The organism is Hoeflea sp. TYP-13 (assembly GCF_040932035.1).
Lineage (GTDB): Bacteria > Pseudomonadota > Alphaproteobacteria > Rhizobiales > Rhizobiaceae > Hoeflea_A.
This window is the reverse complement of sequence record NZ_JBFRBB010000005.1, coordinates 498,823-513,948: the sequence shown is the minus strand read 5'-3', so window position 1 is coordinate 513,948 and position 15,126 is coordinate 498,823. Positions and strand designations below refer to the sequence as shown.

The 15,126-nt window shown below is 60.7% G+C and carries 12 protein-coding genes; 8 read left to right on the top strand and 4 right to left on the bottom strand.

The genetic code is table 11. The features are described from left to right. Positions 1-70: 70 nt before the first annotated feature. Genes ABVT35_RS25435 through ABVT35_RS25425 form a run of 3 tightly spaced genes read left to right on the top strand, consistent with a single transcriptional unit; the run spans position 71 to position 5,770 of the window. A complete protein-coding gene (locus ABVT35_RS25435) occupies positions 71-907 on the top strand; it encodes an ImuA family protein (RefSeq protein ID WP_368470386.1) in 837 nt (278 codons plus the stop codon). Next, positions 807-2,426: a DNA polymerase Y family protein gene (locus tag ABVT35_RS25430; RefSeq protein ID WP_368470385.1), complete on the top strand. Its 1,620-nt coding sequence runs from the start codon at positions 807-809 to the stop codon at positions 2,424-2,426. Before ABVT35_RS25435 ends, ABVT35_RS25430 begins: the two co-directional genes overlap by 101 nt. Then, positions 2,423-5,770, top strand: coding sequence for an error-prone DNA polymerase (locus tag ABVT35_RS25425; RefSeq protein WP_368470384.1), 3,348 nt, complete (start codon positions 2,423-2,425; stop codon positions 5,768-5,770). The genes ABVT35_RS25430 and ABVT35_RS25425 overlap by 4 nt, the downstream gene beginning before the upstream one ends. A gap of 389 nt (positions 5,771-6,159) precedes the next feature. Here the strand turns inward: ABVT35_RS25425 and ABVT35_RS25420 are convergent, their stop codons facing one another. Continuing rightward, entirely contained in the window at positions 6,160-6,555 is a 396-nt protein-coding gene (locus ABVT35_RS25420) for a YbaN family protein (protein WP_368470383.1), read from the bottom strand. Between the two features lies 1 nt (position 6,556). Next, the gene (locus tag ABVT35_RS25415; RefSeq protein WP_368470382.1) at positions 6,557-7,987 is read right to left on the bottom strand and encodes an aspartate aminotransferase family protein; all 1,431 of its coding nucleotides are present in this window, start codon (positions 7,985-7,987) and stop codon (positions 6,557-6,559) included. A 217-nt stretch (positions 7,988-8,204) separates the two neighbouring features. Between ABVT35_RS25415 and ABVT35_RS25410 the strand changes: the two genes are divergently transcribed. Next, a complete protein-coding gene (locus ABVT35_RS25410; RefSeq protein WP_368470381.1) occupies positions 8,205-9,035 on the top strand; it encodes a sugar phosphate isomerase/epimerase family protein in 831 nt (276 codons plus the stop codon). 18 nt (positions 9,036-9,053) lie between these two features. Here the strand turns inward: ABVT35_RS25410 and ABVT35_RS25405 are convergent, their stop codons facing one another. Together ABVT35_RS25405 and ABVT35_RS25400 are read right to left on the bottom strand one after the other, a co-directional pair. Beyond that, complete coding sequence (locus tag ABVT35_RS25405; protein ID WP_368470380.1) at positions 9,054-9,374, bottom strand: 2Fe-2S iron-sulfur cluster-binding protein; 321 nt, start codon at positions 9,372-9,374, stop codon at positions 9,054-9,056. Between the two features lie 11 nt (positions 9,375-9,385). Further along, the gene (locus ABVT35_RS25400; RefSeq protein WP_368470379.1) at positions 9,386-10,567 is read right to left on the bottom strand and encodes a cytochrome P450; all 1,182 of its coding nucleotides are present in this window, start codon (positions 10,565-10,567) and stop codon (positions 9,386-9,388) included. A gap of 124 nt (positions 10,568-10,691) precedes the next feature. Here ABVT35_RS25400 and ABVT35_RS25395 point away from each other — a divergent pair, with 124 nt between their 5' ends. The 4 genes from ABVT35_RS25395 to ABVT35_RS25380 all read left to right on the top strand — a co-directional run bounded on the left by ABVT35_RS25395 (position 10,692) and on the right by ABVT35_RS25380 (position 15,124). Next, the gene (locus ABVT35_RS25395; protein ID WP_368470378.1) at positions 10,692-11,612 is read left to right on the top strand and encodes a LysR substrate-binding domain-containing protein; all 921 of its coding nucleotides are present in this window, start codon (positions 10,692-10,694) and stop codon (positions 11,610-11,612) included. Positions 11,613-11,923: 311 nt separating this feature from the next. Continuing rightward, positions 11,924-13,009, top strand: a complete 1,086-nt coding sequence (locus tag ABVT35_RS25390) for a TRAP transporter substrate-binding protein (protein WP_368470377.1) — start codon at positions 11,924-11,926, stop codon at positions 13,007-13,009. Between the two features lie 64 nt (positions 13,010-13,073). Further along, on the top strand, positions 13,074-13,577 hold the full coding sequence (locus ABVT35_RS25385) for a TRAP transporter small permease subunit (RefSeq protein WP_368470376.1): 504 nt from the start codon (positions 13,074-13,076) through the stop codon (positions 13,575-13,577). Beyond that, on the top strand, positions 13,574-15,124 hold the full coding sequence (locus ABVT35_RS25380; RefSeq protein WP_368470375.1) for a TRAP transporter large permease subunit: 1,551 nt from the start codon (positions 13,574-13,576) through the stop codon (positions 15,122-15,124). The genes ABVT35_RS25385 and ABVT35_RS25380 overlap by 4 nt, the downstream gene beginning before the upstream one ends. Positions 15,125-15,126 lie beyond the last annotated feature (2 nt).

The following is a 15,126-nucleotide window of genomic DNA, read 5'->3' as shown; positions in this document are numbered from 1 at the left end:
CGACTTGCTTGACTCTTTATGTTTTTTTTGGAATCAATATTAGAACAAAACAAGAACATGCGGAAAAACAATGCAGGGCAACCGGCAAAGGATAGAGGCATTGCAGGGCGCCGTCGCAAGGATCGACAGGCGGCATGCTTCTTTTGCGCGCCATGCGCGGATGCGCGGGGACAGCGGAACTGCCGCATTCGGCATTAATGCCATCGATGCGGTTTTTGAAGACGGTTTTCCGGTCTTTGCCCTGCATGAAGTGCGCTGTTCCCTGACCCGCGATATCGGCGCGGCCACCGGCTTTCTTGCCGGGCTGATTGCCGGGTGCATGAAACAGCGGCAGGGCCGCATCGTGTGGATCTGCGATCCGGCATGCCGGCTGGATGGCGGGCAGCTCTTTCCCGCCGGGCTTTCCATGTTCGGGCTCGACCCGGCGCGGCTTGTCCTGGTGCGTCCCGCCGATCTTAAATCCGCGCTGTGGGCCAGCGACGAGGCGGCGAAATGTGCCGATCTTGCCGGCGTTGTCTTTCAGGTGAAGGGCAACCAGCCGAGCTTCGACATGACGGCGACCCGCCGTCTGATGCTGAAGGCACAGCAGAACGGGCTGTTTGTCGGCATCCTTCGGCAGGGGGGCGACGAGGAGGCCAATGCGGCGGCAACCAGATGGCATGTGAGCGCACAGCCATCGGCTGCCGATCCGCACCTTGAAAGGGGCATCGGGCTTTTGCGGCTGAGCCTTGTCCTTGAACGCAACCGCAATGGTCAAACGGGGCATTGGACCGTTGCATGGAATCAGCACGAACACGGTTTTGAACATGTCCCAACGGATTATGTCGATCGCCCTGCCGCACCTTTCGACCGACCGGATGGCGCGCCGCAAATGGGGCAGGTCATGGCGTTTGAACGGGCGTCCTGACGCACCGCCCCTTGCCGCGATCGCAAAGGTGAAAAATGCCATGCGTCTTGTCGCCGTGGATGGTTGCGGCCACCAGGCGGGCCTGCGCGTGGAACAGACGCTGAGTGATGCGCGGGCGCTGTTTCCCGATCTCGACGTTTTCGACTATGACCCGCAAGCCGATGCGGCGCTGCTTGAGGCCGTTGCCGCCTGGTGCGACCGCTATACGCCGCTGGTGGCGCTTGAACGGCTGCCCGAGACGGTTTCGGGAAGCTGTGCCGGCCTTTATCTGGATATTTCCGGCTGCGCCCATCTTTTCGGCGGCGAAGAAGCAATGCTTGCCGATGTCACTTCCCGCCTGCGCGTCGGCGGCCTCATGGCGCGGGCCGCCATTGCCGATACGCCTGGCGCCGCCTGGGCCTTTGCCCGCTACAGCGACAGGCAGGTGATTGAACCGGGCCGTCACAGGCAGGACCTGCTCGATTTACCGCTTGCCGGCCTTCGCCTTGAGACGGAGATGCTCGATATGCTCAGGAAACTGGGCCTGCGGACCGTCGGATGCATTGCCGCCCTGCCGCGCGCTCCGCTCGCCGCGCGCTTCGGCAATGCCCTGCTTTTACGCCTCGATCAGGCGCTCGGTCGCGAGGAGGAAGCGATTTCGCCGCGCCTGCCGGTTCCCGAACTGTCGTCGGAGCGGATTTTCGCCGAGCCGATCGCCCTGCAGGAGGATATTGAAAGGACGGCGGCGCAGCTTGCCGGCAACCTTCGCCAGCGTCTTGACGAACGCCAGCTGGGTGCACGCCGGTTGGAACTGAAACTGTTTCGTGTCGACGGCCATGTCGCAACCATTGCGGTCAGGGCGGCAAGCCCGGTCTATCACGCAGAGCGCATCACCATGCTGTTTCGCGAGCGCATTGCCGGGTTTCACGAGGATCTCGATGCGGGCTTCGGCTTTGATCTCGTGCGCCTCAATATCGTCGAGAGCGAAGCGCGGCAGGTCGAGCAGGCAGATCTTGGCGGCAGTGATGGGGGCAATGGACGCGGCGAGGCCCTTTGCGGCCTTGTCGACAAGCTGGGTGCGCGCCTCGGCACCGACCGGGTGCAGCGTTTTGTTGCCGCCGACACCCATATTCCCGAGCGCAGCTACGGGCTTGTGGCGCAGGCCGCCGTCGGCGAGGCGGCAGCCACCCAGGCGGGTTTCTGGCGCGAGGACGGGGACGTTCCGGAAAGCGGCGGGCCGGTGGTGCTGACCCGCCCCGTTATCCTTTTCGAACGGCCGGAACAGGTCGAGGCGGTTGCCGAGGTTCCCGACGGGCCGCCGATCCGGTTCCGCTGGCGCAAGACGCTTTACCGCATCACCCGTTCCGAGGGGCCCGAGCGGATCGCCTGTGAATGGTGGCGCGACGGGCGCGGCGGTCACAGCCGCGATTATTTCCGCGTCGAGGACGAAGAGGGCTACCGCTTCTGGATCTTCCGCCAGGGGCTTTTCGAGCGCGAGACGCGCAATCCGAAATGGTTCATGCACGGGCTCTTCGCATGACGGATCTTACTCCCGGCTATGTGGAGCTTGCCGCCACCAGCAATTTTTCCTTCCTGCGGGGCGCATCCCACCCGGAGGAAATGGTGGCGGAGGCCGCCCGCCTCGGCCTGCAAGGGCTGAGCGTTGCCGACCGCAATTCCCTTGCCGGCGTGGTGCGGGCGCATATGGCGGCAAAGGAAGCCAAACTTGCCTTCGCGCCGGGCTGCCGGCTGGTCTTTGCCGACGGCACGCCCGACATTCTCGTGTGGCCGCAGGACCGCGCCGCCTATGGCCGGCTGTGCGAGCTTTTGACGGTCGGCAAGCGCCGCGCGCCGAAGGGCGAATGCCATCTTGGACTTGACGATCTTGTGGAACATGGCGCCGGCATGATCATGGCCGTCATGCTGCCGCCCGCCCTGCCGGTTGCAGCGCCGGATTGCCTTGCGTCGCTTTCCGGACGCTTTGCCGGTCATGTCTATCTTGCCGCCTCCTGGCGCTATGGCGCGGCCGACCAGCGCCTGCTTGCCGCAATGGCACAGCTTGCCCGGCAGTCCGGCCTGCCGCTGCTGGCCGTGGGCGATGTTCTTTATCACGGTCCGGAACGGCGTTTTCTGCAGGATGTGGTGACCTGCATCCGCGAACATCTGACCCTGCGCGAAGCGGGCAAGCAGCTGGAGCCGAACGCCGAGCGGCACCTGCGCCCCGCAGCCGAAATGCTGCGCCTCTTCAAGGGCTATGAATATGCTGTTGCCGAGACGCAGAAGCTGTTTCGCCGCCTTGATTTTTCTCTGGACGAACTTCGTTATCTCTATCCGGAAGAGCCGACCGGCAGCGACGCACCGCCACAGGAGACGCTGGAACGGCTGACCGCCGAGGGCCTGAAGGAGCGCTATCCGCACGGCGCACCGCCAAAGGTGCTGGCGGCGCTCGATCACGAGCTCGGGCTCATCCGCAAGCTGGACTATGCGCCCTATTTCCTGACTGTCTACGACATCGTTCGCTTTGCCCGCAGCCAAAGAATCCTGTGCCAGGGGCGAGGATCGGCGGCCAACTCCGCCGTCTGTTACTGCCTGCGCATCACCGAGGTCGATCCGGAGAAGGTCGACCTCCTGTTCGAGCGGTTCATATCGGAAGAACGCAACGAACCGCCCGATATCGACGTCGATTTCGAGCATGAGCGGCGTGAAGAGGTGATCCAGTATATCTACGAGAAATACGGCCGCGACCGGGCCGGGCTTGCCGCCACGGTGATCACCTATCGGGGCCGCTCCGCCTTGCGCGAGGTGGGCAAGGTTTTTGAACTTTCCGACGATGTGATCACCGCGGTTTCAGGCACGCGCTGGGGCTCGTCCTCGTCGAAACTCGATGAAACCGATGCACGCCGCGCCGGGCTTGATCCGCATGACAAGCACCTGATGCAGATTCTCGACATGGCGAGCCAGATCATCGGCTTTCCGCGGCACCTGTCCCAGCATGTCGGCGGCTTTGTGATCACCCGCGACAGGCTGAGTTCGGTGATCCCGATCGAAAATGCGGCCATGGAAGACCGTACCGTCGTCGAATGGGACAAGGACGACCTGGAAAGCCTCGGCATGCTCAAGATCGACGTTCTGGGCCTTGGCATGCTGAGCTGCATCCGCAAGGCGTTCGAATTCCTTGAAGACCATTATGGCCGCAGCGAAACCCTTTCCTCGCTGCCTGATGGGGATCAGAAGGTCTATGACATGATCTGCCGGGCTGACACGATCGGGGTCTTCCAGATCGAAAGCCGGGCGCAGATGTCGATGCTGCCGCGGCTGAAGCCGCGCAGCTATTACGACCTCGTCATCGAGGTGGCGATCGTCAGGCCCGGCCCCATCCAGGGCGACATGGTGCATCCCTATCTGCGCCGCCGGCAGGGCAAGGAAGAGGTGAGTTATCCGAAGGAGGAACTCAGGCAGGTTCTTTCAAAGACGCTCGGCGTGCCGCTTTTCCAGGAGCAGGCGATGAACATCGCCATCGTGGCGGCCAATTTCGAGCCGGGCGAAGCCGACAAATTACGCCGGGCCATGGCAACGTTCCGCCGGGTCGGCACGATCCATAATTTCCGCGTCAAGATGGTCGAGGGCATGGTGGCCAACGGCTATGAACGCGAATTTGCCGAGCACTGTTTCAGCCAGATCGAGGGGTTCGGCGACTACGGCTTTCCTGAAAGCCACGCCGCCAGCTTTGCCCTCCTCGTCTATGTGTCGTGCTGGCTGAAATGCTACTATCCGGATGTGTTCTGCGCCGCGATCCTCAATTCCCAGCCGATGGGGTTTTACGCGCCCGCCCAGCTGGTGCGCGATGCGCGCGAACACGGCGTCGAGGTGCGCCCCGTCGACATCAACCATTCCGAATGGCTGTCGACGCTGGAGAAGAACGATGTCCAAAAGCAACCGGTGGCAGCACGCCACAGGGAAATGATGAACATCATGAAAAACACCCGTGCCGTCCGGCTGGGGTTTCACCGCATCAAGGGCTTCGGCGAGGACGATGCCGAGTGCCTGATCGGCAACCGGGGCGAAGGCTATGACAGTGTGCGGGATCTGTGGATGCGCTCGGGCCTGTCGCGCCGGGCGATGGAAAAGCTCGCCGATGCCGATGCGTTCTCGTCCATCGGGCTTTCCCGCCGGGATGCGATCTGGGCGGTGCGGGCGCTCGATCCGCTGGGCGCGGCCGAACGCCTGCCGCTCTTTGCCATTGCCGATGCCAGGGACCTGCAGCAGGAACCGGAGGTGATGCTGCCGCCGATGCCGCTCGGCGAACAGGTGATCAACGACTATCGCAGCCTGACCTTTTCATTGAAGGCGCATCCGGTTTCCTTTGTGCGCGAAAGCCTGAAAAAGGCCGGGTACCGGCAAAATGCCGAACTGCCGGATATCCGCGCCGGCCGTTTCGTCTCGGTCGCCGGGCTGGTGCTGGTGCGTCAGCGGCCGGGTTCGGCCAAGGGCGTGGTGTTCGAGACACTCGAGGATGAAACCGGCGTTGCCAATGCGATCGTCTGGCCGAAGGTGTTCGAGCGCTATCGGACCATCGTGATCGGCAGCCGGTTCATTGGCGTTCGCGGTCCGCTGCAGTCGCAGGACGGGGTGATTCATGTCGTCGCCCGCGAGCTTGAGGACCTGACGCCGCTCCTGACCGGCCTGTCGGATGCCGATGCGCCGATCGACGGCCTTGCCCGCGCCGATGAGGTAAAGCGCAATCCGATCAGCCCCAAGGATCGCGTGCGGCCGGCCATGCGCTTGCGGCATTTGTTCGAGCAGGCGCCGCAGACACGCACCATCGGCGACCAGCATCTGTCCGACACCCGCCGCGTTTTGCCGGGCGGGCGGAATTTTCATTAAAATACTGTCCTCACGGTTGAGCGCGGCTTCGCCGCTAACCTCCGGACGGGGCGGGCTATGAGGCCCGACGCGCAGTCGCGCTTGCGCCTTCGGCGTATTGTGATTCCTCAAACGCAGCCGACTGGCTGCCGGGCGACTTTTCGCCCGCGCCCGCGCAGGCCAGCCGCGACAGCGGCGGTGCGGCCGTGAGCGGAAGGAACACTCCCCGACGCGCGGTTGCGCCAGCGGTGCTACGCACCGTATTCATTTCCCATGACGGGCCTCTCGGGGCAAAAGGATCGAAGCTCGTAGAGCTTCGCAAGGCCGACTGGCCGTCGCCGCTTATGCGGCGCGTTCGCGCAGGCCAGCCGCGCAGCGGCGGTACGGCCGTGAGCGAATATAAAAATGAACTACTTCATCCGCCGCTCCCCCGGCGGCACGGGGCGAGTCAGGATAAAGAGGCTGACGGCAGACAGGACGACGATCTGGATGATGATGACGTAGTTTGCAACACCGGCGATGATGCTGATGACAAAAACCGCGACGATGCCGACCATGGCCAGGGTCTTGCCGCGCTTTGATATGGCGCGATAAGTCTCCCAGTCGCGAATGGGTGGTCCGAGGCGCGGATGGTTGATCAGCCACTGGTGAAGCTTTCTTGAGCCGCGGGCAAAACAATAGGCCGCCAGGAGCAGGAAGGGCGTCGTTGGCAACAGGGGCAGGAAAATCCCTATAATACCCGCAACCAAACTGAGGCAACCGGCGACAAGCCAAATCAGCCGTAACAGCCGGTTGCGTTTGAGCATGTCAGAGCGCCTCTTTGTCCGGAGCGAGTGAACGGGCGATTTCGCAAATCGCATCAAAAGCGATATGTGCGTCCTCCTCCTCCATTTCAAATGGTCCGGCCGTAAAACGGATCACCTGCTCGCCTTTGTGCAGGGTCTGGGTCAGGTAAATCCGGCCATCGTCATTGATGGCGTTGACCAGATCGCGGTTGAGCGCGTCGAGATCGCCTTTGTAGCCGGGTGGTGTGTAGCGGAAGGAAAACAGCGCCAGTACCGGCTTCGAGGTGATCTCGAAATCCGGCTCGGCTGCCAGCTTTTGCGCAAGTTCCCGTGTCCAGGCAACATGGTTGCGAATGCGGCTGCGCAGCCCGTCCAGGCCGTAAGCGCGCAGCAGGAACCATATCTTCAGCGCCCGGAAGCGGCGGCCGAGCTGAACCGACCACTCGCTGAAATTGACAAGCCCCTCCTTGCCGTAGGTCTTCAGATATTCCGGCTGGATAGCGAGCGTCTTCACCAGCTTTTCCGGTTCACGCACAAAATGTGCGGAGCATTCCATCGGGGCGCCGAGCCATTTATGCGGGTTGAAGACAATGCTGTCGGCAGCCTCGACCCCTTCCCACAGATACCGGAACTCCGGGCAGATCATTGCCGAGCCGGCCCAGGCCGCATCGACGTGGATAAAAAGGTTCTCCTCGCGGCCAAGTGCGCAAAGGGCCGCGACATCGTCGGTCGCACCGACGGAGGTTCCGCCGACGCAGACGACAAGCCCTGCCGGCAGATAGCCCGCCTCGCGGTCAGCTTTGATTGCCGCGCGCAACAGGCCGATATCCATCGCGCCATTGTCGTCGACCGGGATATGGACAAGGTTGTCCTGCCCCATGCCCGACACCCACATCGCCTTGTCAATCGAGCTGTGCGTGCCCTTTGAGGCATAGACCCGCAATGGCTGCTGGCCGAACAGGCCCTTCTTGTTGCCCGTCCAATCCATAGCCCGCTCGCGCATGGTCAAAACGGCACACAGAGTGGCCGACGAGGCGGTATCCTGAAACGTGCCGCTGAAACCTTCCGGAAGGCCGAGCGCCTGGCGCAGCCAGTCGATCATCTTGACCTCAAGCTCGGTCGCCGCCGGCGAGGTCTGCCACAACATGCACTGCGCACCGATGGCGGTGGCGAGCTGTTCCGCAATAACCGCCGCGGGCGCCGCGTTGCTGGGGAAATAGGCAAAGAAGCGCGGATGCTGCCAATGGGTCATGCCGTCCGGAATGATGCGCTCGAAATCGGCAAAGATGGTCTCCATGTCGTGGGCGGTGTCGGGCGGCGCGGCCTCGATGAGCTTTCCGATATCGCCGGGCTTTACCTGCGCGCGCACCGGTCGCTGCGACAGCGTGTCGTTGTAATCGGCGGTCCAGTCGCTGGCCCTGTGCGACCATTTGCGAAATTCGGATTTGTCCATAGGTACAATCCTCGTGTCATTGGCGGGACTATAGGCGGCGGCGTGGCGATGTCGAGCGACAATATTAGATAACATGTTAAATATATTGCCGCAAGCGTCGGGCGGCCACGCGGGGATCATGCTCGTTTCGTAAAGGCATGCCCGCGGATGGCTAATGGGAGTTTGACTCTTTGGCCGGCTGCGCAGACGATCACCGAAACGGACGTAGGAGAACATTGTGAGCAAAACGGATCTGCCGGTCATCGGCGCGGCGCTCAATATTATGAATGTGAAGCTTCTCAAGCCGTGGCTGTTTGAAAAAAACCGCGACGTCGAAATCCAGGACTTCGTCTATCCCAGCGTCATGGATGGTGACTGGCAGGGCATTGTCAGCCTCTACGAGCAGCATTTTGCCGGATTCGAAGGGCGAATTGGCATCCACGGCCCGTTCTTCGGGCTGGATCTGGCGGCTACGGATCCCGAAATTCAGAATGTGATCCGCAACCGCATGTTCCAGGGCCTGGACATCTGCGAGGCGCTCGGTGCAACGCATATGGTGGTGCACAGCCCGTTTACCCACTGGAACGACCTGAATTTCGGCAATTCCGACAATCTCAAAAGCCAGATTTACGAGGCCTGTCACGCTTGTCTGGACCCGGTGGTTGCCCGGGCGGAGGATCAGGGATGCATGCTGGTGATCGAAAATATCGAGGACGTCGATCCGATGGAGCGCGTGCGGCTGGCCGAATCCTTCGACAGCGATGCGGTCAAGGTATCGATCGATACGGGTCACGCCAATTGCGCGCGCGGGGCGTCCGGTGCGCCGCCGGTTGACTATTTCGTCAAGACAGCCGGCAAACAGCTGGGCCACGTGCATCTGCAGGATACCGACGGTTATGCGGATCGACACTGGCTGCCCGGGCTGGGCACGATCTGCTGGCCAGCCGTTTTCGAGGCGCTGCGAAATTACAGCGAAAACCCGCGGCTGGTCGTAGAGGTGTTCGGGTCTTATGTTGCAGATATTCCCGTCTGCATCGCGCGTTTCGAGGAGCAGGGACTGGCGCAATAGCCTCCCCGGTTTCGGGGGTTACTGCATATCGGGAAGGGTGACGACAATCCCGTCGAGTGCCTCCGTCACCTTGACCTGACAGCTCAGGCGGCTTCCGGATTTTCGTTCGCTTGCGGCGAAATCGAGCATGTCGTTTTCGTGTTCCTGCATCGGATCGAGCGCATCGAGCCGCTCTTCCTCGAAATAGGCGTGGCATGTTGCGCAGGCGGCCGAACCGTTGCACTCGGCGGTAATGCCATCGACGTTTCTGTCAAGTGCGGTCTGCATGACCGTGTTACCGGGCTCGGCCTCCACCTCGTGGCGGCTGCCGTCGGACTGTATGAATGTGATCTTGACCATGTCGCTTTCTCTTAATTGTCCCATCGCACCGGCAGCGATATCGGCCCCCGGAAAACCCAGCCGCTGACCTTTGCCGGCTTGTCTTCGTCGAGCCGCAGGTTGTTCAGCCGTTCGAAAAGCATCGGCACGGCGATCTCACCAACCATCTGCCGTGCCACCCAGGTGCCGGCGCAAAAATGCGGACCGGCGCCGAAGCCGAGATGCTGGCCTCGGTCGCGGAAGATGTTGAAGGAATCGGGGTCGCTGAAATGGCTTTCGTCGCGATTGGCGGCGCCAACGCAGATACCGATCTGATCGCCCTCTTTAAGGGCAGTATCGCCAAGGACCGTGTCGCATGTCACGCGCCGCGGATACATGCCGATGGGCGAGACCCAGCGCACGGCTTCCTCAAAAGCGACGCGGTAGAGGCTGCGGTCCGCCTCGACGCGGGCGCGCTGATCGGGGTTCAACAGCAATCCATAAACCGTGGTCAGTATCGAATCGCGCGGCTCGTTCAGGCCGCCGCCGATGATGACTTTCACATTGGCGCGGATCTGATCCAGCGTATGGGTGTGCTCGGCGTGCAGCATGGATGAAAGGACGGATGGATCGGGATTGTTGCGATAATGATCCAGGGTTTCGTCGATCGCGGCATCGATACCGTCCGACGCTTCGGTCGCGCGGGCTATTATTTCCGGGTCGGCACCATAATTTCCAACCCCATCCATCAGCGCCTGCGACCAGCGGGCAAGATCCTGCCAGGCAACATTTTTGAGCCCCAGAATTTCAGCCAGCCCAAGAGAGGCCATGGGTGCGGCGAAACTCATGAACAGATCCGTTTCACCGTCATCTGAGAAAGCGTCGATGAGGCGCCGCGAAATGTCGTTAAAAATCGGCGACCAGTGGTTCTTGACGACGCCGGGCCTGAAGGACGGCTCAATCGCCTTGCGCTCGACCTGGTGCGCTTCGTCGTCCTTGCGCATCAGCGAGTGCCCCATCACCTGGTTCATCAGCGAGCCCGGATTGGTCGAGGCGAAACGCCCGTGATCGCGCTCGACGGTCATGATGTCGTCGAAGCGGGTGACGAGATTGATGCGCGCATCGCTGACCCAGACGGCCGATGCCGTCTTTCTGATGCGCTGGAAGCTCGGATAGGGATCCGCCGTCAGCGTTCCGATCGAAATGTCGTCCATGACTGGAACCGGTGTCGCCATATCTGTTCTCCTGAGGGAAATTGCCTGACCCTATTGGATGGCCGAACCGGGTTACTTGTCAATCAGATGGCGCTGATCTAGGTTATCGAGAAATTCAATAACCTAATCATGGCAGCCGAAGAACATGGAAAGGCAGGACATTCTGAAGGTCGATTTTGCAGCGCTTCGAACGCTGCAATATGTCCATGACCTGGGATCCTTTTCAAAGGCGGCTCACCGGCTGGGGCAGAACCAGTCGACGGTGAGCTATACCGTGGCCCGGCTGCGCAAAGTGTTTGACGACCCGCTGTTCGTGCGAGAGGGAAACGGTGTTGCCGCGACGGATCGTTGTCGTGTCATCGTCGCCCATGCAGCTAAATTCCTGGAAGAATTTCAAGGTGTTGCAAGACGCCAAACCTTCGATCCGGCGACGGCGCAGGGACTGGTTACAGTTTCGTGCAACCATTATGAGCGCGTCACTATCCTGCCGCGACTCATTCAGCAATTGCGGCGGCTGGCGCCCGGCATCAGGCTGCGGGTCTTAAGTTCCTCGGCGGTCGGCGAAGAGCAGCTCAAGCGCGGTGAATGCGATATCCTATTAGGACCGGTGCAGATATCGGGAGAGCACATGTACAAGCGTAAAGTGCGCACGGACCGCTATGTCTGCATCATGGACCGGGACAATCCGTTCACCGAAACGCGCTTTGACTTTGATGCCTACCAGTCCGCCAATCATGCGGTCATCACCTATGTCGGCAACTGGCGGCCGTTCTATCTCGATGCGCTGGAGGCACGCGGCGGTGTCATCCGCAAGGTGATCGAGCTTTCGGAATATGGCGACCTTGAGGGCTATATCACCGGAACGGACCTGATAGCGACCGTACCGAACGAAATCGCCGAAATGTTCTCCGACCGGATTGCCCGCCTGCCGCTGCCGTTTGACGTGTCGCTGGAAGTCGATCTTTACTGGACCATGCGCACCCATCAGTCGGCGATGCAAAAGTGGGTGCGTGAACTTATTGCCGCGGATGTTTCGGAAACAGCCACTGCAAACAAATCAGCCTAACTGCCGGTCCTCCTGTCATTGAAACTTCAACGGATCCGTTGTTGAACACCCGTCAATCAGTTCCCGCCTTGGGCAGTCGTTTTCCTGTTGACTTTTCTTTTTGTCTATACATAATAAAATTAAGCACACGGTGGCTGCATTTCAGGGAGACGGTTGAGGGCCGGGAAATTGCCGCAAGCGTAACGCGGAACAACAGATACAAGCATTACAGATACATAGAACAAGGCAGCCCGACGGTTTCAGGACCCCGGGCGCGCGCAGGTTTTTCGTTCAGCAGCAAAAAACAGAACCAATCAGGAGGATCCGAAGTCATGAACAGACGAGACGTGCTGAAAGTCGGTGCCGCCGGAGCGGCGTCCGTTGCTCTCGCCGCGCCGGCGATTGCACAAAATGTCATCCAGTGGAAAATGGTCACCGCCTGGCCGAAGAACCTGCCAGGTCCGGGGGTTGCGGCACAAATGCTTGCCGACCGTATTACCGCCCTTTCGGGCGGGCGCATCGAAGTCAAGCTGTTTGCCGCAGGCGAACTCGTTCCAGGCCGCGGCGTCTTTGATGCCGTATCGGAAGGCACCGCCGAACTTTACCATGCCGTGCCCGCCTATTGGGGCTCGAAATCAAAGGGCATACTCTTGTTCGGCTCCCAGCCATTCGGCCTGTTGGCCGATGAGCAGGCCGGCTGGATGGTGCATGGCGGAGGACAGGCGCTCTACGATGAAATGTATGGCCGATTCAACCTCAAGCCGTTTCTTTGCGGCAATTCCGGTCCGCAGTGGCAGGGCTGGTTCCGCACCGAAATCAAAAGCGTAGATGATCTGAAAGGCCTCAAATTCCGCACCACCGGGCTTGCTTCCGAAATGTGCAGCAAGCTTGGTATGGCCGTTCAGGCCATGGGTGGCCGCGACATGTTCCAGGCGCTGCAATCGGGTGCGCTCGATGCCGGCGAGTTCATCGGGCCGTGGACCGACAGCGCACTCGGATTTTATCAGGTGGCGAAGAACTACTACTGGCCAGGTGTCGGCGAGCCTTCTTCTGCGGAGGAATGCGCGGTCAATACCGAAGCCTATGGCGCGCTTCCCGACGATCTCAAACAGGCGGTCGCCTATGCCTGCGAAAGCCTCTACAACCCGGTATGGACCGAATACACAACCAAGAGCGGGCAGGCACTCAAGCAGCTTGTCGCTGATCATGGCGTTCAGGTCCGTAAACTGCCGGACGATGTCATCATCGCAATGGGTAATGCCGCCGGTGAGGTCATCAACGATCTGCGCGAAGATCAGGATGAGCTGGTTCGGCGCATCACCGACAGCTTCCTTGCCTATCGCGAAATCGTCAAGGATTATAAGCCCTATGCGGACAACGGGCAGATGAATGCACGGGTCATGGATTACAAATACTGATCCGCTTGCCTGATGCTGATAAAGGCCGGCGCGGCTGTCGCGCCGGTCTTGCACTGGAGGGGTAATGGGCGAATTTGCCGACAGGCTCGATGCGGTCAACCGTGTGGTAGGATCGCTGGTACGCTGGTTTGCGCTGGCGATGATGCTTTTGCAGTTCCTTGTCGTTCTGCTGCGCTATGTTTTCGGCGTCAGCGACATTGCGCTTAATGAAAGCGTGCTTTACCTGCATGCCGGCCTTTTCATGCTTGGCGCCGGCTATACCCTGCTCGTCGACGGCCATGTGCGGGTCGATATCTTCTACGCCTCTGCCAGCCCGCGGACCCGTTCGATCATCGATATCTGCGGCCATATCTTCCTGCTCATTCCCTCGATGCTTGTCGTCCTCTACTGGTCATGGCCGAGCGTGCGTAATGCCTGGGCTATTCTCGAAGGGCCGATTTCGGTCGGCGGCATACCGGCGTCCTTCCTGCTCAAATCGCTGATTCCGGCCTTTTGCATTCTGCTTCTGGTGCAGTCGGTCTCATGCCTGCTGCGCGACCTCGTTAAACTCGGAGACACGGCCGAATGAGCCTTCCGCTCGACATCCTCATGATCGCGGCGCTCATCGTCTGCATCCTCCTCGGCTTTCCGGTTTCCTTTACGATCGCCGGTGTTGCCATCGTCTTCGGCTTTATCGGCGCGCTCACCGGCGCCATGGACCTGTCGCTGTTCGGCGCCCTTGGACAACGCATCTTCGGTGTTTTGACCAATGATGTGCTGATTGCCATACCGCTTTTCGTGCTGATGGGTGTTGTGCTTGAAAAGAGCCGCATAGCCGAAGAGCTCCTGGAAACCATGGGACGGTTGTTCGGCAATCTGCGCGGCGGGCTGGGCGTCTCCGTTGTGCTCGTGGGCGCGCTGCTTGCTGCTTCGACAGGCATTGTCGGCGCCACCGTTATCGCCATGGGTATGATCGCTCTGCCCACCATGCTGCGAAACGGCTACAATCCGAAGCTTGCCTCCGGTATCGTCTGTACCGCCGGCACGCTGGGTCAGATCATACCGCCTTCCACTTTGCTGATCATCCTGTCGGACGTTATGTCCAACGCCTATCAGCAGGCGCAATATGAGCAGGGCAAGTTCACCGTCGAAACGATTTCGGTCGGCCAGGTGTTCGCCGCGGCACTGATGCCCGGCCTGCTGCTCGTCGCCATCTACATCGTCTATCTGCTGGCGCGCGCGTGGCTTTTTGCCGATGATGCGCCGGCGGCGCGCGCCCTGGAGGAAAAACCCTCCGGCTGGGTCATTGCCGGTGCAATATTTCCACCGGTGTTCCTGATTATTGCGGTGCTCGGAGCGATCCTCGGCGGCATAGCGACGCCCACTGAAGCCGCATCGGTTGGCGCAGCCGGCGCGTTCCTGATGGCGGGCTACCGGCAGGGCGTTTCGCAAAGGCTCGTGGTCGTCGGATTGGTTGCGCTTTTTGCCGTCATCATTGCCGCCGGCATCATACCGGTGCGCCTGCAGCGCTCGGATACACTGATGACCGACTGGCTGCGCGGCGGTGTTTACGCCGTCCTCGCGGTCGTTGGATTTGCGGCCGTCTGCATGTGCGTGCGCAACGCATATAAACACGGTCTCCTGCTGCCGGCACTGACGTCAACCATGTCGGTGACGGCGATGATTTTCACCACGATCCTGACAGCCAGCATCTTTTCCCTGGTCTTTGTCGGTCTTGGCGGCGAGGACCGGGTCGAACATGTCATAACGGCCATGCCGGGCGGGCCGACAGGCGCGCTGATCTTTTGCATGCTGCTCATTTTCGTGCTCGGATTTTTCCTAGACTTTGTCGAAATCAGCGTCATCGTGCTGCCGCTGGTCACGCCGCTGCTGATTTTGATGGGACATGATCCGATCTGGCTTTCGGTGCTGATTGCCATCAATCTGCAGACATCGTTCCTGACGCCGCCATTCGGCTTTTCGCTATTCTATCTGCGATCCGTTGCTCCTCCTGATGTCACCACGGGAGCGATCTATCTCGGCGTGGCACCGTTCATTCTGCTGCAGATCGTCGGCGTGGCGCTGATCTGGCTGGCCCCGAAGATCACCACTTTCCTGCCGGCTCTTGTCTACTAGAA